At 67.8% G+C, this 21,014-nt stretch carries 22 protein-coding genes; 13 read left to right on the top strand and 9 right to left on the bottom strand.

What is annotated here, in order from left to right; genetic code table 11:
- Positions 1–3 precede the first annotated feature (3 nt).
- Positions 4–1,218 carry an efflux RND transporter periplasmic adaptor subunit gene (locus tag IFT54_RS04020; protein ID WP_107930422.1) on the bottom strand — a complete coding sequence of 405 codons (1,215 nt, stop codon included), beginning with the start codon at positions 1,216–1,218 and terminating at the stop codon, positions 4–6.
- A gap of 217 nt (positions 1,219–1,435) precedes the next feature.
- Here IFT54_RS04020 and IFT54_RS04015 point away from each other — a divergent pair, with 217 nt between their 5' ends.
- Positions 1,436–2,176 (top strand): SIMPL domain-containing protein, encoded by a 741-nt coding sequence (locus IFT54_RS04015; protein WP_192069628.1) that lies wholly within the window; start codon positions 1,436–1,438, stop codon positions 2,174–2,176.
- 67 nt (positions 2,177–2,243) lie between these two features.
- Here the strand turns inward: IFT54_RS04015 and IFT54_RS04010 are convergent, their stop codons facing one another.
- The 3 genes from IFT54_RS04010 to IFT54_RS04000 all read right to left on the bottom strand — a co-directional run bounded on the left by IFT54_RS04010 (position 2,244) and on the right by IFT54_RS04000 (position 3,233).
- A complete protein-coding gene (locus tag IFT54_RS04010; RefSeq protein WP_031393003.1) occupies positions 2,244–2,501 on the bottom strand; it encodes a GlsB/YeaQ/YmgE family stress response membrane protein in 258 nt (85 codons plus the stop codon).
- A 102-nt stretch (positions 2,502–2,603) separates the two neighbouring features.
- Entirely contained in the window at positions 2,604–2,903 is a 300-nt protein-coding gene (gene sciP, locus IFT54_RS04005) for a CtrA inhibitor SciP (protein ID WP_031393004.1), read from the bottom strand.
- Between the two features lie 102 nt (positions 2,904–3,005).
- The gene (locus IFT54_RS04000; RefSeq protein ID WP_031393005.1) at positions 3,006–3,233 is read right to left on the bottom strand and encodes a hypothetical protein; all 228 of its coding nucleotides are present in this window, start codon (positions 3,231–3,233) and stop codon (positions 3,006–3,008) included.
- A 136-nt stretch (positions 3,234–3,369) separates the two neighbouring features.
- On the opposite strand from IFT54_RS04000, the gene mnmA reads away from it, so the two are divergent.
- Positions 3,370–4,494 (top strand): tRNA 2-thiouridine(34) synthase MnmA, encoded by a 1,125-nt coding sequence (gene mnmA, locus IFT54_RS03995; protein ID WP_192069627.1) that lies wholly within the window; start codon positions 3,370–3,372, stop codon positions 4,492–4,494.
- A 15-nt stretch (positions 4,495–4,509) separates the two neighbouring features.
- Positions 4,510–4,758 (top strand): UvrB/UvrC motif-containing protein, encoded by a 249-nt coding sequence (locus tag IFT54_RS03990; protein WP_031440563.1) that lies wholly within the window; start codon positions 4,510–4,512, stop codon positions 4,756–4,758.
- Between the two features lie 118 nt (positions 4,759–4,876).
- Here the strand turns inward: IFT54_RS03990 and IFT54_RS03985 are convergent, their stop codons facing one another.
- The 3 genes from IFT54_RS03985 to pdxH are packed head-to-tail and all read right to left on the bottom strand — an operon-like array spanning position 4,877 to position 7,227.
- On the bottom strand, positions 4,877–5,668 hold the full coding sequence (locus IFT54_RS03985; RefSeq protein WP_192069626.1) for a PhzF family phenazine biosynthesis protein: 792 nt from the start codon (positions 5,666–5,668) through the stop codon (positions 4,877–4,879).
- Positions 5,669–5,704: 36 nt separating this feature from the next.
- Positions 5,705–6,652, bottom strand: a complete 948-nt coding sequence (locus IFT54_RS03980; RefSeq protein ID WP_037529981.1) for a cation diffusion facilitator family transporter — start codon at positions 6,650–6,652, stop codon at positions 5,705–5,707.
- Entirely contained in the window at positions 6,649–7,227 is a 579-nt protein-coding gene (pdxH, locus tag IFT54_RS03975; RefSeq protein WP_031440566.1) for a pyridoxamine 5'-phosphate oxidase, read from the bottom strand. Before pdxH ends, IFT54_RS03980 begins: the two co-directional genes overlap by 4 nt.
- 113 nt (positions 7,228–7,340) lie before the next feature.
- Between pdxH and ku the strand changes: the two genes are divergently transcribed.
- The 4 genes from ku to IFT54_RS03955 all read left to right on the top strand — a co-directional run bounded on the left by ku (position 7,341) and on the right by IFT54_RS03955 (position 14,452).
- Positions 7,341–8,240, top strand: a complete 900-nt coding sequence (gene ku, locus IFT54_RS03970) for a non-homologous end joining protein Ku (protein WP_192069625.1) — start codon at positions 7,341–7,343, stop codon at positions 8,238–8,240.
- A 65-nt stretch (positions 8,241–8,305) separates the two neighbouring features.
- On the top strand, positions 8,306–10,807 hold the full coding sequence (gene ligD / locus IFT54_RS03965) for a DNA ligase D (RefSeq protein WP_192069624.1): 2,502 nt from the start codon (positions 8,306–8,308) through the stop codon (positions 10,805–10,807).
- Between the two features lie 238 nt (positions 10,808–11,045).
- Positions 11,046–13,553: a circularly permuted type 2 ATP-grasp protein gene (locus IFT54_RS03960; protein WP_192069623.1), complete on the top strand. Its 2,508-nt coding sequence runs from the start codon at positions 11,046–11,048 to the stop codon at positions 13,551–13,553.
- Positions 13,550–14,452, top strand: coding sequence for a transglutaminase family protein (locus tag IFT54_RS03955; protein WP_192069622.1), 903 nt, complete (start codon positions 13,550–13,552; stop codon positions 14,450–14,452). Before IFT54_RS03960 ends, IFT54_RS03955 begins: the two co-directional genes overlap by 4 nt.
- A 117-nt stretch (positions 14,453–14,569) precedes the next feature.
- On the opposite strand, the gene IFT54_RS03950 is transcribed toward IFT54_RS03955, so the two are convergent.
- On the bottom strand, positions 14,570–14,719 hold the full coding sequence (locus IFT54_RS03950; RefSeq protein ID WP_192069621.1) for a hypothetical protein: 150 nt from the start codon (positions 14,717–14,719) through the stop codon (positions 14,570–14,572).
- A gap of 92 nt (positions 14,720–14,811) precedes the next feature.
- On the opposite strand from IFT54_RS03950, the gene IFT54_RS03945 reads away from it, so the two are divergent.
- The 6 genes from IFT54_RS03945 (at position 14,812) to IFT54_RS03920 (ending at position 19,650) form a co-directional block, all read left to right on the top strand.
- A complete protein-coding gene (locus IFT54_RS03945; RefSeq protein ID WP_082451212.1) occupies positions 14,812–15,744 on the top strand; it encodes a DnaJ C-terminal domain-containing protein in 933 nt (310 codons plus the stop codon).
- Between the two features lie 7 nt (positions 15,745–15,751).
- The gene (locus IFT54_RS03940; protein ID WP_192069620.1) at positions 15,752–16,717 is read left to right on the top strand and encodes a YihY/virulence factor BrkB family protein; all 966 of its coding nucleotides are present in this window, start codon (positions 15,752–15,754) and stop codon (positions 16,715–16,717) included.
- Positions 16,714–17,517: an enoyl-ACP reductase FabI gene (gene fabI / locus IFT54_RS03935; protein ID WP_107930438.1), complete on the top strand. Its 804-nt coding sequence runs from the start codon at positions 16,714–16,716 to the stop codon at positions 17,515–17,517. Before IFT54_RS03940 ends, fabI begins: the two co-directional genes overlap by 4 nt.
- A gap of 77 nt (positions 17,518–17,594) precedes the next feature.
- Positions 17,595–18,011 (top strand): endonuclease domain-containing protein, encoded by a 417-nt coding sequence (locus IFT54_RS03930; RefSeq protein WP_192069619.1) that lies wholly within the window; start codon positions 17,595–17,597, stop codon positions 18,009–18,011.
- Positions 18,008–19,075, top strand: a complete 1,068-nt coding sequence (gene aroC / locus IFT54_RS03925; RefSeq protein WP_192069618.1) for a chorismate synthase — start codon at positions 18,008–18,010, stop codon at positions 19,073–19,075. Before IFT54_RS03930 ends, aroC begins: the two co-directional genes overlap by 4 nt.
- 56 nt (positions 19,076–19,131) lie before the next feature.
- Positions 19,132–19,650, top strand: coding sequence for a hypothetical protein (locus tag IFT54_RS03920; protein WP_192069617.1), 519 nt, complete (start codon positions 19,132–19,134; stop codon positions 19,648–19,650).
- Between the two features lie 72 nt (positions 19,651–19,722).
- Here the strand turns inward: IFT54_RS03920 and IFT54_RS03915 are convergent, their stop codons facing one another.
- Positions 19,723–21,012: an adenylosuccinate synthase gene (locus tag IFT54_RS03915; RefSeq protein ID WP_031440105.1), complete on the bottom strand. Its 1,290-nt coding sequence runs from the start codon at positions 21,010–21,012 to the stop codon at positions 19,723–19,725.
- Positions 21,013–21,014: the final 2 nt, after the last annotated feature.

Raw genomic sequence — 21,014 nt, 5'->3', positions numbered from 1 at the left:
GCGTCAGCCCCGTTTGATACTGGTGGGTGTCGTCGTCGCGCTGGTCGTCGCCTTGGTCACAGGCTTGACCTTCTGCCCCGGTGCGAGGAACCCGCCGGCCGACTGGACGACGCGTTCGTTGCCCTGCAGCCCGCCTGCGATCGTCACCGCACTGTCGGAAACCTGACCGATCTTCACGTCGCGGCGCACCACCTTGTCGTCGGGACCGACAACATACACGAAACTGCCCTTGTCGTCGCTCTGCAACGCCGAGTCGGGAAGCTGCGGCGCGACCGTCGCGCCACCGACGATCGACGCCGCGGCGAACCCGCCCGGGCGCAGCGCCGGATCATAGGCGAGCGCGATTCGCGCGACGCCCTGGCGCGTCTGCGGGTCGATCACCGGCGACACCTGCCAGACCTCTCCCTTATACCCCTTGGCCGAACCGACCGGCGTGACGGTCGCGCGCGCCCCCACCGGCAAGCCGAGCAGATCGCTTTCGGCCAGCGCTGCGCGCATTTCCATCTGTCCGCCCATCGCCATGCGGAACAGCACGCCGGTCCCCGAGCTGACGATCTGCCCGGGCTCGACGCCGCGGGTCAGCACGAGGCCGGCGGCCGGTGCACGGATGTCGAGTCGCCCGTTGCGCGCGCGGGCCTCGCCGAGCGACGCCTGCGCCACCTTCACGCGCGCCGCCGCCGCATCACGCGTCGCCGCCTTGCGCTGGAGATCCGCCTTCGAGATGAACCCACGATCGACCAGCTGCTGCGCGCGGTCGAGCTCCGCCTGCGCGATCGTCTCGTCCGACCGCGCCACGGTTACGGATGCCGACAGCGATGCCGCGGTCTCGGTCTGGACCGAGCGATCGACCGTCGCGAGCACCTGCCCCGCCGCGACCCACTGGCCAGGCTCGACCAGCACGCGCGTGATCATGCCGCCCTCGCCCGCGACGCCGACGGGCATTTCGCGCCGCGCGGCCAGCGTACCGGTCGCGGCGATCACCCGGTCGACGGTCTGGCGGCCGGGCACGATGACGGTGACGCTCGGGATCTGCTCGGTCGGTGCGCCGGGCGCCGCTGCATCCTTCTTGCCCGATCCGAACGCGAACCAGGCGATGGCCAGCGCCACGAGGATGACGACCACCGCGATGATGATGTTGCGACGGGTATGCGACGGCGGCGTCTGATCCGTCAGCACCTGCTGCGGCTCGCCGCCGATCGTCCTGGCTTCGTAGTTCATGCGCGCGCTATCCCCGTCCCGACCCGAATCCGCCGGACCACTCGCCAGCTGTATTATATAAATAGATCACCGTGCTCAAGCCCCCCGGCACGCCGCGCAGCCAAATGTCAGACATGACCAGGATCGCACCTGTCTGCAAGCTGCACGCGATGTTCAGCCTGCGTTGACCCGGCTTCGATCAATCGCGAAAGCAGGCTGACTTACAGGGAGACACGATATGACCAGGTTCACCATGATCGCGACGCTGGCGGCGGTTCCGCTCGCCGCCGCGATCCCCGCCGCCGCTTCTGCACAGGCGCAGGCGTCGACGGTCGAACCGATGGTCCCCGCGACCGGGACCGTGCTCGACGTCAGCGCCGAGGGCCGCACCACGCGCGTGCCCGATGTCGCGACGATCCGTGCGGGTGTCGTCTCGCAGGCGACGACCGCCGCGGCCGCGCTGGCGGACAATGCGCAGCGGATGAATCGCGTCCTCGCGGCATTGAAGAAGGCCGGGGTCGCGCCGCGCGACATCGCCACCGCGACGGTCGGGCTCGCGCCGCAATATCGCTATGCCGACAACCAGCCGCCGGCGGTCACCGGCTATCAGGCGACCAACAGCGTCTCGATCCGCTTCCGCGACGTGGCGAAGTCGGGCGCGATCCTCGATGCGCTGGTCGCCGAGGGCGCGAACCAGATCGACGGGCCCAATCTGTCGATCGACCAGCCTGATGCGGCGCTGGACGAGGCCCGGGCCGACGCGGTCAAGCGTGCGCGCGCCCGCGCCGAGATCTATGCGCGGTCGGCCGGCATGCGCGTCTCGCGGATCGTCTCGATCACCGAGAATGGCGAGAATGCCGGTAACCCGAACCCGCCGGTGTTCATGGCGCGCGCCGCGATGGCCAAGGACAGCACGCAGATCGTCGCGGGCGAGAAGGACGTCACCGTCTCGGTCTCGGTCCGCTTCCTGCTGAACTGAGCGCACAGAAAAAGGGCCGCCCGGTCGCCCGGACGGCCCTTTTTTCAACGCTGTGTAGCGACCGCTCTTAGCGGACGCTGCCGCGGCGCACGAGGTTGACGATCGCGAGCAGCACGATCGCGCCAAGCAGCGACACGATGAAGGAGGTCAGCGTCAGCGGTGCGCTGTTGATCGAGCCACCCGACAGGATCAGGCCGCCGATGAAGGCGCCGACGATGCCGACGATGATGTTTAGGAAGATGCCCTGCTGCGCGTCGGTGCGCATGATCATGCTGGCAATCCAGCCGATGACGCCGCCGATGATCAGCCAAAGAATGATACCCATTTTACTTTCCCTCCGTTGTTCCCGTAGCCGGGCGATGGCGGAAAGACGTGCGAGCACGGACGTTTGTTCCGCCCGCGTTTTGATTATGTAGGCTGATTCGGGTCAGTATTTTTGCTGCCTTTCGTACAGCGACTTATAGTGCTGGATCCGCGTCACGCGCAGGCCCGGCATCCCCGACCGGTCGATCGCGCGCTGCCATCCGGCAAATTCCTCGACCGTCAGTCCATAGCGGTCGCAGACCTCGTCGACCGACAACAGACCGCCATTGACCGCGGCGACGACCTCGGCCTTGCGGCGTACGACCCACCGCGTCGTGCTGGGCGGCGGCAGCGAATCCAGCGTCAATTGCTCGCCAAGCGGTCCGATGACCTTGGCAGGGCGGAACTTCTGGTTCTCGATCATTTACAACCTCTGATCGGGGCGGGGGCCCCCTCTCGATACGTGGCTACGACCCGTAGCCAAGGGAGTTGAAGAATGGCTGAAACGCCGCGGTAAACGCCGCGGTCATTCCTGTTTCCATCGCGTCAAGGCATCCGCCATTGGCCCGTTGAACGCCCCGTGGACGGGGGCGAACAGCTTGGGATCGATCGCACCCCGCGAAAACCCGGCCTGAACCGCCGCGGTCGGGCTCGCCGCCTGACGCGCGGCGATCCCGACGATCAACACCGCCAGGTCACCGGGCAGAACGGTCAGCTCGGCCTCTCGATCGAAACGGGGGAAGCTCAGATCCAACGCGACACTCGCAAAACACCAACTAGAGGTTCCGTCTAAACGCCGGGGAATGAAAACGAGGTAAAGTTCGGGACAAAGAGTTGTCGCGCCTGTCGCTTTTTTTGCAACGCCTCGTCGCAGAGCCTATGGTGTACCGATGGAACAGGCGGATTTTCAGCTCGGCGGGGCGACACCAGGGTCGGGGTCGCTGGCCGGTCGACGGATCGTCGTCGCGATGTCGGGCGGGGTCGACAGCTCGGTCGTCGCGGCGCTCGCGCATGCCACCGGCGCGGAGACGATCGGCGTGACGTTGCAGCTCTACGACCACGGCGAGGCGGTCGGCCGCGCGGGCTCGTGCTGCGCGGGCCGCGACATTCGCGACGCGCGCGCGGTCTGCGACCGGCTCGGCATCGCGCATTACGTCTTCGATCATGAATCGAGCTTTCGCGAACAGGTCGTCGACACCTTTGCCGACGCTTATCTCGCGGGGCGCACGCCGATTCCTTGCGTCCAGTGCAACATGGGGCCCAAGTTCACCGACCTGCTGAAGCTCGCGCGCGATCTCGGCGCGGACTGCCTGGCGACCGGCCATTATGTCCGCCGCGTCGAGGGTGCACGCGGCGCCGAACTCCACCGCGGCGCGGATCCTGCCCGCGACCAGAGCTATTTCCTGTTCGCGACGACGCAGGCGCAGCTCGACTATCTGCGCTTCCCGCTCGGCGGCCTGCCCAAGGCGCGCGTGCGCGAGATCGCGGCCGAACTCGGCCTCGGCGTCGCGGCCAAGCCCGACAGCCAGGATATCTGCTTCGTCCCCGACGGCGATTATGCCGGACTGGTCAAGAAGCTGCGCCCGGAGGCGGATACCGCAGGCGATATCGTCGATATCGGCGGCATGAAGCTCGGCGAGCATCGCGGGCTGATCCACTTCACCGTCGGCCAGCGTCGCGGACTGGAGATCGGCGGCAGCCCCGAGCCGCTTTACGTCGTGCGCGTCGAGCCCGACACTAGGCGCGTCGTGGTCGGCCCGCGTCGTGCGCTCGCGGTTTCGGCGGCGCAGCTGAGCGACATCAACTGGCTCGGCGACGATTTCACCGGGCCGCTCACCGCCAAGGTGCGCTCGATGGCCAAGCCCGTCCCGGCCCGCCTGATCGGCGACCGCGTCGTGTTCGACGCACCCGAATATGGCGTCGCACCGGGACAGGCGACCGTCCTCTATGCCGGCGACCGCGTGCTCGGCGGCGGCTGGATCGCGTCGACCGAGGCGGCACTCGCCGCCGCCTGACGCGTTGGGCGTGGCATGGATATCGACGACCTGCGCCGCCAGATGGAAGCCGCCGCCGCGGCGATGGACTTCGAGACCGCGGGGCGGCTGCGCGACCAGATCAGCCTGCTCCGCGGCGGCGGCACCGTCGCCGACACCGCGGGGCTCACCCGCCAGCAACCCGGCGCGATGGGTCTGGGCACCAGCCAGCAGCGCCTGACCCCGCCGCCCGGCTGGGTGAAACCCAAGAAGCCTGACCCGATGACCAAGGGCCGCAAGCGCTAGCCGCCACGCCGCTCCTCTTCCGTCATCCTGACGAAAGTCAGGATCCAGGGTAACGAAGCAAGACGATCCTGGCTCTGGATCCTGACTTTCGTCAGGATGACGTAGAGTTAGACCGTGATCACGGCAGCAGGAACGTGCCCTCGATCACCGTCACGCATGCACCGCCAAGCACCACCCGGTCGCCTTCGAGCCGGCAGGTCAGCCGCCCCCCGCGCGCGCTCGCTTGGAACGCGGTGAAACTGTCCCCCAGCATCTGCGCCCAGTACGGTACCATCACCGCATGCGCCGACCCCGTCACCGGGTCCTCGTTGATTGCATAATAAGGCGTGAAGACGCGGCTGACGATCGCGGTCGCGGACCCCTTCGCCGCGACGATCGCGACGATCGGAAACTTCGCCAGCGCGACGAAATCGGGTTTCAGGTTGCGGACGATCGCCTCGTCCTCGACGATCACCAGCGCATAGCCCTTGTCGTGCCACAAGGTCTCGACCGGCGAATCGATCGTCAGTGCCGCGACGATCTCCGGCATCGCCTTTGGCGCGGGCGCCCAGGCGGGCAGCTCGAGCGTGTATCCGCCATCCGCGCAGGCGACCTCGAGGATCCCGGCCTGCCGCGTCGCGAACCGGACCCGGTCGCGCGCACTATCCGACGACAGCACGAAATGCCCGCTCGCCAGCGTCGCATGCCCGCACAGCGCGACCTCTGCGCCCGGCGTGAACCAGCGCAGGTCGAAATCGACGCCCTCTTCGGCCGAGGGGACGATGAACGCGGTCTCGCTGAGGTTGTTCTCCTGCGCGATATCCAGCAGCACAGCATCGTCGAGCCACGCCGACAACGGCATCACCGCCGCCGGATTGCCCGCAAAGGCCGTGTCGGCGAACGCATCGATCTGCGCGAACGGTATTCTCATGCTGCTGGCCCTCTGCCCGTTGTCGATCGCCGCAGGTTAAACCCGCTTGCCAAACCAATGCGGCGTCACGTCCGCCTCGACCAGCGGATTGTCGGTATCGACATGCCCCTCGGGATCGAGGTGGATCAGCACCTCGACCTTCGGAAACGCGGTGCGAAGGTTGCGCTCGACCGCCTCGACGATGTCGTGGGCATGCGCGACGGTCAGGTCGCGCGCGACCTCCATGTGGAACTGCGCAAAATCATGGCTGCCCGACCGGCGGGTGCGGAAGTCATGGATGCCGCGGATGCCGGGCTGACGCGCCGCCACGTCGAGGAACTGTGCACGCAGATCCTCGGGCCATTCCTTGTCCATCAACTGGTCGATCGCGTTCGACGATGCCGAGAACGCACCCCAGGCGAGCCACAGCGCGATGACGATGCCGAAGATCGGATCCGCCCCGCTCCACCCCAGATACTGGTCGAGCACCAGCGCGACGATCACCGACCCGTTGAGCAGCACGTCCGACTGGTAATGGACATTGTCCGCAAGGATCGCGACCGATCCGGTCTGGCGGATGATCCGGCGCTGATAGGCGAGCAGGAAGACCGTCGCGACGATCGCGACGACCGACACGCCGATGCCGAAATCGGCGCCCGTGGTGGGCTGAGGATCGTTGAACGCGAGGATCGCGCGCCAGGCGATGCCCGCCGCCGACGCGGTGATCAACATGACCTGGAACAGCGCGGCGAGCGCCTCCGCCTTGCCGTGGCCGAAGCGGTGGTCGTGATCGGCGGGCGTCGCCGCGAGCCGCACGCCGTACAGCGTGACGAGGCTCGCGAGCAGGTCGAGCGCGGTATCGGCCAGCGAGCCGAGCATCGCCACCGATCCGGTCGTCCACGCCGCAAAACCCTTCAGCAGCAGCAGGAAACACGCCATCGCGACGCTGGCGAGCGCCGCGCGCGTCGCCAGCGGGATCACCCTGCGGCGTTCGTCCTGGGTCATGGGAACAGCAATCCTTCGGTCCAGCCTTCACCGTCGCGCACGAACAGTCGCCGCTCATGTAGGCGGTGTTCGCGGTCCTGCCACAGCTCGATGCGATCGGGCGCGATCCGGTACCCGCCCCAATGCGGCGGCCGCGGCACGTCGCCACCCTCGAACCGCGCCTGCGCCTCGGCAAAACGGCGTTCGAACGTGTCGCGCGTGTCGAGCGGGCGCGATTGTTCCGACGCCCATGCCCCGAGTTGCGAATCACGGCCGCGCGTCGCGAAATAGGCGTCCGATTCCGCATCGCTCACAAGGCTGACGCGCCCCTCGATCCGGACCTGCCGGCGCAGCGACTTCCAGTGGAAGAGCAACGCCGCATGCGCGTTCGCGGTCAGCTCGCCCGCCTTGCGGCTCTCGCGGTTGGTGTAGATGACGAAACCATCGGGGCCATGCCCTTTCAGCAGCACCATCCGCACCGACGGACGTCCCTGTGCATCCGCAGTGGCGAGGGCTACAGCGTTGGAGTCGTTGATTTCTGTTTGCCTGGCCTCGGCGTACCAGGCCTCGAACAGCGTGATCGGGTTATCGGACATGGCAGCGCCATAGCGAAACTTGGCGGGCCGGGAAACAGCGCACGGCACGGCGCTCACGGAACGACTCGCCACGCCGACGATTGAACCGGTTTCGCAACGAAGGAAACCGCACCGTGGCAGCGCGCGCCTATTGGCAGGGACAGATCCGGCTCGCGCTGGTCTCGATCCCGGTCGAAATCTACTCCGCCACCAAATCGGGTGCGGCCGTCTCGTTCAAGCAGATCCACGAACCCTCGGGCCAGCCGATCCATTACGACAAGGTCGTCACCGGTGTCGGCCCGGTCGACGCGGACGAGATCATGAAGGGCTATGAGGTCCAAAAGGGCGAATATGTCCTGCTCGACCAGGACGAGATCGACGCGGTGAAGCTCGAATCGAAGAAGACGCTCGAACTGACCCAGTTTGTCGATGCGAGCGACATCGACGTGCTCTATTATGAGAAGCCCTATTTCGTCGTCCCCGCGGACGATCTGGCGGAGGAGGCGTTCATCGTCCTGCGCGAGGCGCTGCGCCGTACGAAGAAGGTCGGGCTCGGCCAACTCGCGATGCGCGGCCGCGAATATGTCGTCAGTCTCAAGCCGTGCGGGCGCGGCCTGGTGCTCGAGACGCTGCGCTACGCGGACGAGGTGCATAAGGCGCAGGGCTATTTCCGCGACATCCCCGACGACAAGCCCTCCGAGGAGCTGCTCGAACTCGCCGAGGCGCTGATCGAGAAGCGCAGCGGCGACTTCCACCCGCAGGACTTCCACGACCGCTATGTCGACGCGCTGAAGGACCTGATCGAACGCAAGCGCAAGGCGAACGGCAAGACGATCATCGACGACAAGGACGGCGGCGAGAGCAAGGGGTCTAACGTGGTCGACCTGATGGCGGCGCTGAAGAAGTCGATGGAGAAATCGGGCGGCACGGCCGCGGCTGCGAAGAAGGCGCCCGCCAAGAAAGCCCCGGCCAAGACCGCGACCAAGACTGCGACCAAGACTGCGACCAAGACCCCGGCCAAGAAACGTGCGTAACGCCCCCTGGTGTGCCCCCGCGAAGGCGGGGACCCAGCCTGGGCTCCCGCCTTCACGGGAGACCGATGGTGGCTGACACCCCCGACCCCCTCGCGCTCTACAACGCCAAGCGGGACTTCGCGAAGACCGCCGAACCCGCCGGCACGCTGACCTCCGGCAACGGCAACAGCTTCATGATCCAGAAGCACGACGCCACCCGCCTCCACTGGGACCTGCGCCTGGAGGTCGACGGCGTCCTCAAAAGCTGGGCGGTCACCCGCGGCCCCAGCCTCGACCCGGACGAAAAGCGCCTCGCGGTCCGCACCGAGGACCATCCCCTGAGCTACGCCACGTTCGAAGGCGCGATCCCCGCGGCAGAATATGGCGGCGGCACGGTGATGCTGTGGGACCGCGGCACCTGGGCCCCGATCAAGGGGAAGTCGGCCAAGGACCTCGACAAGGGGCATCTCCATTTCGTCCTCGATGGCGAGCGGATGAAGGGCGAATGGCTGCTGATCCGCCTGAAACCCCGCGCGAAGGAAAAGCGCGAGAACTGGCTGCTCCGCAAGATCGACGACGCCGCGGCGGGCGGCACCGACACGCTGGTCGACGAAGCGCTGACGAGCGTCTCGACCGGGCGCACGATGGCGGAGATTGCCGAGGGGAAGAAGCCGGCACGCGCGAGCAAACCCGCCCCTCCCCCGTCATCTAGGCGAAAGCCGGGATCCAGAGCCAAAAGCGTCGCGGCCCATACTCTGGATCCTGGCCTTCGCCAGCATGACGGCACGCTTCCCGAATTCCGCGACCCCCAGCTCTGCACGCTCGTCGACGCCGTCCCCACCGGCACCGCGTGGCTGCACGAGGTCAAATATGACGGCTACCGCGCGCTCGTCGCGGTCGCGAACGGCGAGGCCAAGGTCTTCACTCGCACCGGCCTCGACTGGACCGACAAGTTCGCCGGAATCGCCGCCGCCGCCGCAAAACTCCCCCTGAAGTCGGCGTTGATCGACGGCGAGATCGTCGCCTTCAAGAACGGCCACCCCGATTTCTCGACGCTGAAGGACGCGATCTCCAGCGGCGGCGACATGACCTTGTTCGCGTTCGACCTGCTCGAAGTCGACGGCGAGGATCTGACCGGCCTGTCCAATCTCGACCGCAAGGCCCGCCTCGAACCGCTGATTCCGGCCGATGACGACCGCCTGCGCTATTCCGACCATGTCGTCGGCGCTGGCGAAAAATTGTTCGAGACGATGTGCCGCGAGGGCCTCGAAGGGATCGTCTCGAAACGCGCCGACGCGCCCTATCAGGGCAAGCGGACCAAGGCGTGGCTCAAGGTCAAATGCACGCACCGTCAGGAATTCGTCATCGTCGGCTGGCTCCCGTCCGACAAGAAGCGCGGCTTCAAGTCGCTGCTGCTCGGCGTCCGCGACGGCAAGACCTATCGCTATGCGGGCAAGGTCGGCACCGGCTTCGACCAGGCGCTGATGGACGAGCTCCGCGGCAAGCTCGAGGCGCTCGGCCGCAAGACGCCGACCGTCGAAGCCCCGAAAGCCGCGGTCCGCGGCGCGCACTGGGTCACGCCCGAGCTGGTCGCGGAGATCGCCTTTGCCGAAACCACCCCCGACGGCGTGCTGCGCCATTCGAGCTTCATCGGCCTGCGCGAGGACAAGGCGGCGAAGGACGTCGTCGCGGAGACCCCCGCCCCGCTCCCCGATGCCGCGCCTGACACCACGAAAAAGATCACCAACCGCGACCGCGTGATCTTCGACGAGTCCGACGTTACCAAGGGTGATCTCGCCGATTATTATACCGCGCTGTCGGGCCTCATCCTCCCCTTCGCGGGCAACCGCCCGATCAGCCTCGTCCGCTGTCCGCAAGGCCGGTCGCGCGCCTGCTTCTTCCAGAAACACGATGCCGGCAGCTTCGGCGACGCGGTCCATCAGGTACCGATCCGCGAGAAGGACGGATCGACCGAGAACTATCTCTATGTCGACGATGCCGACGGGCTGGTCGCCTGCGTCCAGATGGGGACGATCGAATTCCACGGCTGGGGATCCTCCAATCAGACGCTCGAAAAGCCCGACCGCCTCGTCTTCGATCTCGACCCCGACGAGGGGCTCGACTTCGACGATACCAAGAAGGCCGCAGAGTATCTGAAGACGCAGCTCGCCGAACTCGGCCTCGTCAGCTTCGCAATGCTGTCAGGCGGCAAGGGCGTCCATGTCGTCGTCCCGCTCACCCCCAGGGCGGAATGGCCCGCGGTCAAGGATTTCGCCGACCGTTTCGCGCGGGCGCTGGCAAGTGCCGAGCCCGACCGGTTCGTGGCATCGATGGCCAAGGCCAAGCGCAAGGGCCGGATCTTCATCGACTGGCTGCGCAACCAGCGCGGCAGCACCGCGGTGATGCCCTATTCCGCCCGCGCCCGCGCCGGCGCGCCTGTCGCCGCCCCTGTATCATGGAGCGAATTACGCGACATCGACACCGCCGCCCGCTGGGGCGTGCGCGACGCCGAAGAGCTGATCGCGCGTGCCGAGTCACGCGGGTTGAAGGGCTGGGGTGTGGCGGACCAGGTCCTGCCGGATTTCTGAAGGCGCGGCAGCCTCCCCTAACCCCCGCACTCCACCCCAGCGAAGGCCGGGGCCCAGTTGGGGGACGCCCGTGATAAAGGGTAGCAAGCCGTTACGCCCCTCCGCCCAATTGGGCCCCGGCCTCCGCCGGGGTGGAAGGCGTAGGCGAAACCCGCCCCGCAGACACGCTTTTAGGTTGCACCGCGGCGGCGAAAGGTGAAACACCCCCGCCACGCATCAAGGGCAGCAAGGCATGGAGATGGCGACGCAATCCACGCCCCCGACCGATACGGCGCAATCGAGCGCCTATGACGCGACACGCCATGCCGAGCGCTGGATCGCCGACTATTGCGCGCGCAGCACCGCCGCCGACATGCTCTGCCCCGCCGCCGACGGCAGTATCGACCCCGCCTGGACCGCGACCTTCGCCGAGCTCGCGATGGTCGCCTCGGACGATCTCGGCCATGTCCGCGAACGCGTCCAGCGTCACGCGGTCGATATCGGCACCGGCTTCCGCATCGCCGACGAACCCGACGAGCGCCCCTGGCCCGTCTCCCCCGTCCCGCTGCTGATCGAGGCGGACGCCTGGGCGCGGATCGCCGCGGGCGTGGTCCAGCGTGCGACGTTGATGGAATCGGTGATCGCCGATCTGTACGGCGAGGGAAAGCTGGTCGCGGACGGCCATATCCCCGCCGCGCTCGTCACCGGCAGCCCGTTCTTCCTGCGGCCGATGGTCGGGCTCGACCCGCCCGGCGGCCGCCACCTCGATTTCATCGCGATCGATCTCGGCCGCGGTCCGAGCGGCGAATGGCGCGTGCTCGCCGATCACCTGCGTGCTCCCGCGGGTGCGGGCTATGCGCTCGAGAACCGGCTCGCGGTCGGCCGCACGCTCGGCGGGTTGCAGGCGCGGTTGAACGTCCAGCGTCACGCGCCGTTCTTCGCCGCGTTCCGCGCGGGGCTGGCGGCGATGTGCAAGCGCACCGATCCGCGGATCGGGCTGCTCACCCCCGGCCGGTTCAACCCGAGCTATCCCGAACAGGCGCATCTCGCGCGCTATCTGGGGCTGCTGCTCGTCGAGGGCGCGGATCTCGCCGCGCTCGAGGACAAGCTCTATGTCCGCACGATCGGCGGGTTGAAGCGGATCGACGCGCTGTGGCGGCGGCTCGATCCCCGGCTGCTCGATCCGCTGGCGTTCGACACGCATTCGCAGATCGGCGTGCCCGGCCTGATCGACGCCTATGCCGCGGGCAATGTCGTGCTGTCGAACGCGCCCGGCTCCGCGGTGCTCGAGGCCCCCGCCTTCTCGGCCTTCCTGCCGCAACTCGCGCGCACGATCCTCGGCGAAGACCTGCTGCTCCCCAACATCGCGACCTGGTGGTGCGGGCAGGACGCGGCGCGGACCGCGGTCGAGGCCGATCTCGACCGGCTGCTGATCGCCCCCGCCTATCACACCCGCCCGCTCGGCTTGCCCAACGGCGCGACCGCGGGTGCCGACATCACCGGCGCCGACCGTGCCGCGCTGCTCGCCGACATGGCGCGCCGCCCGCAGGATTATGTCGGGCAGGAAATCGTTCGCCTCTCGACCATGCCCGTCGTCGTCGGCGACACGCTCGAGCCGCGCCCGTTCACGTTGCGCGTCTTTGCAGCACGCGGCGGCGACGGCGAATGGACCGTGCTGCCCGGCGGGTTCGCGCGGATCGGCGAGCATCCCGACGCACGCGCCGCGGTGATGGGCGAGGGCATCTGGTCCGCCGATGTCTGCGTCTATGGGCCCGAGCCGGTCGCACCCGTCTCGCTGCTCACCGCGCCCGATTCGCTCCACGTCCGCCGCAATCCCGGCACGCTGCCCAGCCGCGTCGCGGACAATTTCTACTGGCTCGGCCGCTATCTCGAGCGCGGCGAGGCGTTGCTGGCCGCGATCCGCGTCATGCTCGGCAATTCGATCGACGCGGACGGCGGTGCGGTGCTGTCGGCGCAGACCGTCGGCAAGCTCGTCGGGCTGATCGTTGGCAGCGGTGCCGCACCGCATCCCCCCGCACTGCGCCGCGCCGACCTGACCGCGTTCGCGCGCACCGCGATGGAGGACGAGGGCTGGCAGTCGGTCGCGACGATCAACCGCCATGCGCGTGCGATCGGCGAGGGATCGCGCGACCGGCTGTCCTCGGACATGGTCCGCCTGCTCGAGGCGCCCTTCCCCACGCATCGCGGGATGCTCGAACGCGCCGGTTCGCTCCAGCGCCGCTATGCCGCGATCGCCGGGCTGTCCGCCGAGCATATGGGACGCACCGCGGCGTGGCGGTTCCACGATCTCGGCCGCCGGATCGAGCGCGCGATGGCGATGGCCCGCGCGATCCGGCTGTTCGGCATGCCCGGCGCCTCGCCCGACGACCTGTCGGTGCTGCTCGACCTCGCCGACAGCCAGATCACCTATCGCCAGCGTTATCCCACGGGGATCGCACGCGTGCCGGTGATGGACCTGGTGGCGCTCGACCCCGGCAACCCGCGCAGCCTCGCCTTCTCCGCCGACCGCATCGCCGCGCGGCTCGCCGAGTTGCCGGTGCTGAGCGACGACGAGATGGCCGAACCGCAACAGGCACAGGCGACCGCGCTCATGGCGATCGTGATGACCGCAACCGCCGCCGAGCTGGACGCGGATACGCTGGGCGATGTCGAACGCCGGCTGGCGGGCGTGTCGGACGCGCTGGCGAGACGCTATTTCCTCCAGGGCGCAGAACCGCTCCGCACCAGCGAACTGACGCTCGCATGATCTACGACATCCGTCACGTCACCACCTTCGACTATGGCGCGAGCGTCAAGTTCGCGCGCTGCAACCTCCGGCTGAAGCCCATCGACTGGCCGGGCCAGCATCTCGACGCCTACACGCTGTCGGTGCATCCCGCGGGACGCGTCAGCCCCGCGCGCGCCGAGGCGGGGCTCGCCAACGTCACCCGGCTCGTGGTCGACAGCCCGGTCCGCCACCTGACGATCGAGAGCCGGTCGCGGATCACGGTCGACCGGCTCATCCCCGTCCCCGCCGCCGGCGACCCGACGCTCGCCGAGATCGCGGCGCTGGCGCGCGCCAGCACCGACCTGTCCGCGGCGAGCCCCGCCACCTATCTCTATCCCTCGCCGCTGATCCCGCTCGACCACGCGATCGCCGACTATTGCGCGGCCGATCTCGACCCCGCGCGCGGCGCGCTGGAGGCGGGGATCGCGCTCGCCCGCCGGATCCAGCGCGAATTCGTGTTCGATGCGGATGCGACGCTGGTCGACACTCCGCCACATGAGGCGTTCCTCCACCGCAAGGGCGTGTGCCAGGATTTCGCGCAGATCATGATCACCGGCCTGCGCGCCGCCGGCCTGCCTGCCGCCTATGCGTCTGGCTATATCCGCACCATCCCGCCCGCGGGCCAGCCGCGGCTGGTCGGCGCCGACGCGACGCATGCCTGGGTCCTGCTGTGGTGCGGGCCGGTGCATGGCTGGGTCGGGATGGATCCGACCAACGGCATCTGGATGGCCAGCGACCATATCGTCATGGCGGTCGGCCGCGACTATGCCGAGATCGCGCCGGTCGACGGCGTGGTGCTGGGCTCGGGCGCACAGAGCATGGACGTCAGCGTCGACGTCGCGCCGCTGGACGAGGCACCGGTCCGGGTCGCCGGGTAACCCGCTTCACGGTCGTCATCCCCGCGAAGGCGGGGACCCATATGCTAGAACGGTTGCGATAGTCTCGCAGGACTGCCGGTATGGGTTCCCGCCTACGCGGGAATGACAAAACGCGCGTCAGTCCTTCCCCTCATGCGGGTTCGGATAGGATCCACCGCCACTCTCGCCGCCCTTGTCCTTGGCCGGCGCATCGTTCACCCCGTCCTTCTGCTTGGCACCATCATCGCCCTCGGGCACGCCCTGCATCGGTTGCTTGTCAGCCATCATCGTCTCCTCTCGCCCGCCAAACGCACGGCACGGGAATTGCGTTGCGCCCGCGCCGGCCCCACATAGACGCGCAAGACAGAGTGGGGACCTAAGTGGCCGATCCGTACAAGACCCTGGGCGTTGCCCGCGACGCGAACGAAGCCGACATCAAGAAGGCGTATCGCAAGCTCGCCAAGGAGCTTCATCCCGATCGCAACAAGGACAATCCGAAGGCATCGGAGAAGTTCAGCCAGGTCACCAACGCGTACGACCTGCTGAACGACAAGGACAAGCGCGCGCGCTTCGATCGCGGCGAGATCGACGGCGACGGAAACCCTGCCGCGCCGTTCGGCTTCGGTGGCGGCGGTGGTGGCCGTCCGCAGCCCGGCGGCGGCTTTCGCAGCGAAGGCTATGAGAGCGGCGGCCCCGACATGAGCGACATCTTCGAGGGGCTGTTCGGCGGTGCCCAGCGCGGCGGTGGCGGTGGGTTCGCGAGCGGCTTCGGCCGGCGCCCGCAGCCCAAGGGCGAAAACGTCGCCTATCGCCTGCAGGTCCCGTTCGTCGACGCGGCGACGCTCGAGCCCCAGCGCGTCACGCTCTCCGATGGCAAGACGCTCGATCTGAAACTGCCCGCAGGCGTAGAGAGCGGCACGCAGATGAAGCTCAGCGGCAAGGGCGAGCAAGGCCCGGGCGGGGCGGGCGACGCGATCCTGACGATCGACGTCCAGCCGCACCGCTTCTTCACGCGCGACGGCGACGACGTCCGCATCGACCTGCCGATCAGCCTCGCCGAGGCAGTGCTTGGCGGCTCGATCAAGGCGCCGACGGTCGAAAAGCCGGTCATGCTGACGATCCCCAAGGGCACGACCTCGGGCAAGACGCTGCGCCTCAAGGGCAAGGGCTTTCACAAGAAAACCGGTGGCCGCGGCGATCAGCTCGTCACGCTGATGATCGACATTCCGGCCGACAACAAGGCGCTTGCCGACTTCGTCGAGGGCTGGGCGAAGAGCAATACCGGGAACCCGCGGGGGGCCATGGGCGTCTGAACGCCTTGTGAACGACAGCAATCTTACGCCCGAGGCGCGCGCCCATGATCATGGCGGCACGCGCAGGCGCCTCAATCGCGGCATGGCGAAGGTCAAGCCGGGCAGCCATGCGTTCGAGGTCGTCAAGCGTGCCGCGGTCGGCGTGTTCAACGACGGTTTCATCCACGCGGGCAACCTCGCCTATCTCGCGCTGATGACGGTCTTTCCGTTCTTCATCGTGGCGGCTGCTATCCTGTCGCTGTTCGGCCAGAGCACGGAGACGATCCGTGCGGTCGAATCCTTCCTCCATGTTCTACCCCCCAACGTCGCCGACCTGTTGCGCAAGCCGATCGCCGACGTGCTCGCCGCGCGCACCGGCTCGCTGCTGTGGCTCGGCGCGCTGGTCGGGCTGTGGACCGTCGGCAGCTTCGTCGAGACGATCCGCGACATCTTCCACCGCGCCTACGGGATCAAGGCGACCGCACCCTTCTGGAAATCACGGCTTGGCTCGTCCGCAGTGATCGTTGGCTCGGTGATCATGGCGCTGCTCTCCTTCCTGGTGCAGGGCATCCTGACCGCGGCCGAACAGTTCATCTACCGCCTCGTCCCCTTTGCGCAGGACGCCGCCGGATGGGTCGGCCTGTCGCGGTTGATCCCCGCGCTACTGATGTTCGGCGCGCTCTACATGCTCTTCTATTCCGTGACGCCGTCGCGCTATCGCTATTCGAAATGCCGCAAATGGCCCGGCGCGCTCTTCACGGCCGTCTGGTGGATCAGCGCGACCGCATTGCTGCCGATCGTCCTGTCGAGCCTGGGTGGCTATGACCTGACCTATGGCAGCCTCGCGGGCGTCGTCATCATGCTCCTGTTTTTCTACGTCATCGGTCTGGGGCTGGTATTCGGGGCCCATTTGAACGCAGCACTGGCGGAACCCCTCGAAACAGCGCTAGAGCAATCGGCTGACGAGGTAGAGGCGAAGGCGAGAACGGCGTGAACGGTTTGATGGCGGGCAAGCGTGGGTTGATCATGGGGCTGGCGAACGACAAGTCGCTGGCCTGGGGGATCGCCAAGAAGCTGTCCGAGGCCGGCGCGGAGCTCGCGTTCAGCTATCAGGGCGAGACGATGGAGAAGCGCGTCCGCCCGCTCGCCGAGCAACTGGGCGTCGCGCGGCTGTTCGACTGCGACGTCTCGGACATGGGCGCGCTCGACGCGACCTTCGCCAAGCTGGCAGAGGAATGGCCGACGATCGACTTCGTCGTCCATGCGATCGGCTTTTCGGACAAGAACGAGCTGCGCGGCCGGTTCGTCGACACGAGCCTCGACAATTTCCTGATGACGATGAACATCAGCGTCTATTCGTTCGTCGCGGTCGCGCAGCGGGCGGCGAAGATGATGAACCCGGGCGGCTCGATGCTGACGCTCAGCTATTACGGCGCCGAGAAGGTCATCCCGCACTACAACGTCATGGGCGTCGCCAAGGCCGCGCTCGAGACGAGCGTGCAGTATCTCGCGGTCGATCTCGGCCGCGACAATATCCGCGTCAACGCGATCTCGGCCGGCCCGATCAAGACGCTGGCCGCGAGCGGGATCGGCGACTTCCGCCTGATCCTGAAGTGGAACGAATTGAACTCGCCGCTCAAGCGCAACGTGACGATCGACGATGTCGGCGGTGCGGGACTGTATCTGCTCAGCGACCTGGCATCGGGCGTCACGGGCGAAACCCACCATGTCGACGCCGGCTACAACGTGATCGGCATGAAAGCCGAAGACGCCCCCGACATCGCGCTGGTGTAGGCGGAAGACGCACAGACTACCCCCTCTCCCTTTAGGGGAGAGGGAGGGGCCCGTGCGAAGCATGGGAGGGTGAGGGGATGAAACGGCCACCCGGCGTCGCAGCTCGAGACCGTCAACGTGATGCACGCAAAGCGCCCGCCGAGCCCGAACATCGCCTCTGGCAAATCCTCCGCAACCGCCAGCTGGCCGGCCTCAAATTCCGCCGCCAAGTTTGGATTGGTCCCTACATCGTCGACTTTCTTTGCGCCGAGATCGCGCTCGTCATCGAAATCGACGGCGACACGCACGCAACGCCGGATGCGCAGGCCTATGACAAACGCCGAACCGCGCTATTAGAAGCCGAAGGCTACCGGATATGCCGGTTCGGGAATGATGACGTGATGACGAATATCGATGGTGTTGCTGCGGCGATCGTCGCCCGCGCCAACGCCCCCTCACCCTCCCACCGCGTCGCGGCGGGCCCCTCCCTCTCCCCCGAGGGGAGAGGGTTTTGAGCGTCAACAGCTTCGGGCGGATGTTCCGCTTCACCACCTGGGGCGAGTCCCACGGACCCGCGCTCGGCGCGGTGGTCGACGGTTGCCCCCCCGGCATCCCCTTCACCGAAGCCGATATCCAGCCCTGGCTCGACAAGCGCCGTCCCGGCACCTCGCGCTTCACCACGCAGCGGCGCGAGCCCGATGCGGTGCGGATCCTCTCGGGCGTGTTCGACGGCCGCACGACGGGCACGCCGATCAGCCTGATGATCGAGAATGTCGACCAGCGCTCGAAGGATTATTCCGACGTCGCCAAGGCCTATCGCCCCGGCCACGCCGACTATGCCTATGACGCCAAATACGGGTTTCGCGATTATCGCGGCGGCGGCCGCTCATCCGCGCGCGAGACCGCAGCGCGCGTCGCTGCCGGCGCGGTCGCCCGGCTCGTCGTGCCCCAGGTCCGCATCCGCGCCTGGGTCGAGGCGATCGGCGGCGACGCGATCGACCCCGCCAACTTCGACCACGCGCAGATCGACCAGAACCCGTTCTTCTGCCCCGACGCCACGGCCGCGCTGCGCTGGGAAGCGCTGGTCGACGCCGCGCGCAAGGCGGGATCGTCGCTCGGCGCGGTGATCGCGTGCGAGGCGACCGGCGTCCCCGCGGGCTGGGGCGCGCCGCTCTATGCCAAGCTCGATGCCGAACTCGCCTCGGCGTGCATGAGCATCAACGCAGTCAAGGGGATCGAGATCGGCGACGGGTTCGCCGCCGCCGCGCTGTCGGGTGAGGCCAATGCCGACCCCATGCGACCGGGCGCAGAAGGCCCCGAATTCCTGGCCAATCATGCCGGCGGGATTGCCGGCGGGATCGCCACCGGCCAGCCGATCCGGCTGCGCGTCGCGTTCAAGCCGACCAGCTCGATCCTCACCCCCGTCGAGACGATCAGTCCGTCCGGCGAGGCGGCGACGATCGCTACCAAGGGCCGCCACGACCCCTGCGTGGGCATCCGCGGAGTCCCCGTGGTCGAGGCGATGGTCGCACTTGTCCTTGCCGATCAGGCGCTGCTCCACCGCGGCCAATGCGGCTGACGGGGGAACATAAGTCGAACCGGAACGCTGTGTCTCCAACACGATAGGAGAGAAACATGCGTATTCTGACCTCGATCGCAGCGGCAGCCCTGATCCTTCCGGCCGCCGCCATGGCCCAGACCACCGGCGGTACCGCAGGTGGCACTATGGGCGGCACCATGGGTGGCGGCACGATGGGCGGCGGCACGATGGGCGGCGGTACCATGGGTGGCGGTACCATGGGTGGCGGCACCACCGGCGGCGCGATGGGCGGCATGTCCACGGGACCGACGACGCAGTCGGGCACCACGGCGACCGATTCCGCGACCCAGACCCGCACCCAGCGCGGCACCCGCGCCCGTAGCCGCACGCGCGGCACGACGGGTACGACGACCGGTACGACCACGGGCCCCGATACGGTGACCGGCACCGGCACCACGACCGGCACGACCTCCGGTTCGATGTCGACCGGCAGCACCGGCCCGGGCACTATGGGTGGAACGATGGGCGGCACGGCCGCAGGTGGCACAATGGGCGGCACCATGGGCGGGACTGCAACGACCGGCGGCACCGTCGGCGGCACGCCACCACGCTGAGCCACACGGGCTGATCCCCAAAAAGAAAGGCCGGGCAATCGCCCGGCCTTTTTCGTGTCAGCGACCGTCGCCTCAGTCGGAGAACGGATCCCGTACCAGGATCGTGTCCGCCCGCTCCGGACTGGTCGAGACCAGCGCCACCGGGCAGCGGATCAGCTCCTCGATACGCCGGATATACTTGATCGCCTGCGCCGGCAGATCGGCCCAGCTGCGCGCACCGGCAGTCGTTTCCTGCCAGCCTTCCATCGTCTCGTAGATTGGCTCGACCAGCGCCTGGTCGGCGGCATGCGCCGGGAAATAATCGAGCGTCTCACCGCGCAGACGATAGCCGGTGCAGATCGACACGGTCTCGAACCCATCGAGCACGTCGATCTTGGTCAGCGCGATCCCCGTGATGCCGCCGACCGCCGCCGACTGGCGCACCAGCACCGCGTCGAACCAGCCGCAGCGACGCTTGCGCCCCGTCACCGTCCCGAACTCATGCCCGCGCACGCCCAGCCGCTCGCCGGTCTCGTTCTCGAGCTCGGTCGGGAACGGCCCCGACCCGACCCGCGTCGTGTACGCCTTGGCAATTCCGAGCACGAACCCGACCGCGCTTGGCCCCAGGCCCGAACCGCCCGCCGCAGCGCCTGCAATGGTGTTCGACGAGGTGACGAACGGATAGGTGCCGTGATCGACGTCGAGCAGCACGCCCTGCGCGCCCTCGAACAGGATCCGCTTGCCGGCCGAGCGCGCCGCGTTCAGGTCGCGCCACACGGGCTTGGCGAACGGCAGCACGAAGCCGGCAATCTCGCGCAGCTCGGCGATCAGCGCCGCACGGTCGATCGGCGGCTCGCCGAACCCGGCGCGCAGCGCGTCGTGATGCGCGGTCAGACGGTCGAGCTGCGGCCCCAGATCGTCGAGATGCGCCAGGTCGCACACGCGGATCGCACGGCGACCGACCTTGTCCTCATAGGCCGGACCGATGCCGCGGCGCGTCGTGCCGATCTTGCCCGCGCCGCTCGCATCCTCGCGCAGACCGTCGAGATCGCGGTGGAACGGCAGGATCAGCGCGCAGGTATCGGCGATGCGCAGCGTCTCGGGCGTCGCGACGACACCCTGTGCGCCGAGCCGGGCGATCTCGTCCTTGAGCGCCCAGGGATCGAGCACCACGCCGTTGCCGATGAACGACGGCGTGCCGCGGACGATGCCCGAGGGCAGCAGCGACAGCTTGTACACATTCTCGCCGACGACGAGCGTGTGGCCTGCATTGTGACCGCCCTGGAACCGCACGACCATGTCGGCACGCTCGGCGAGCCAGTCGACGATCTTGCCCTTGCCTTCGTCGCCCCATTGCGCGCCGATGACTGCTACGTTGGCCAAAC

This window comes from Sphingomonas sp. CFBP 13714 (assembly GCF_014842205.1).
GTDB classification, from domain to species: domain Bacteria; phylum Pseudomonadota; class Alphaproteobacteria; order Sphingomonadales; family Sphingomonadaceae; genus Sphingomonas; species Sphingomonas aerolata.
This window is presented reverse-complemented; position numbering and strand designations above follow the sequence as displayed.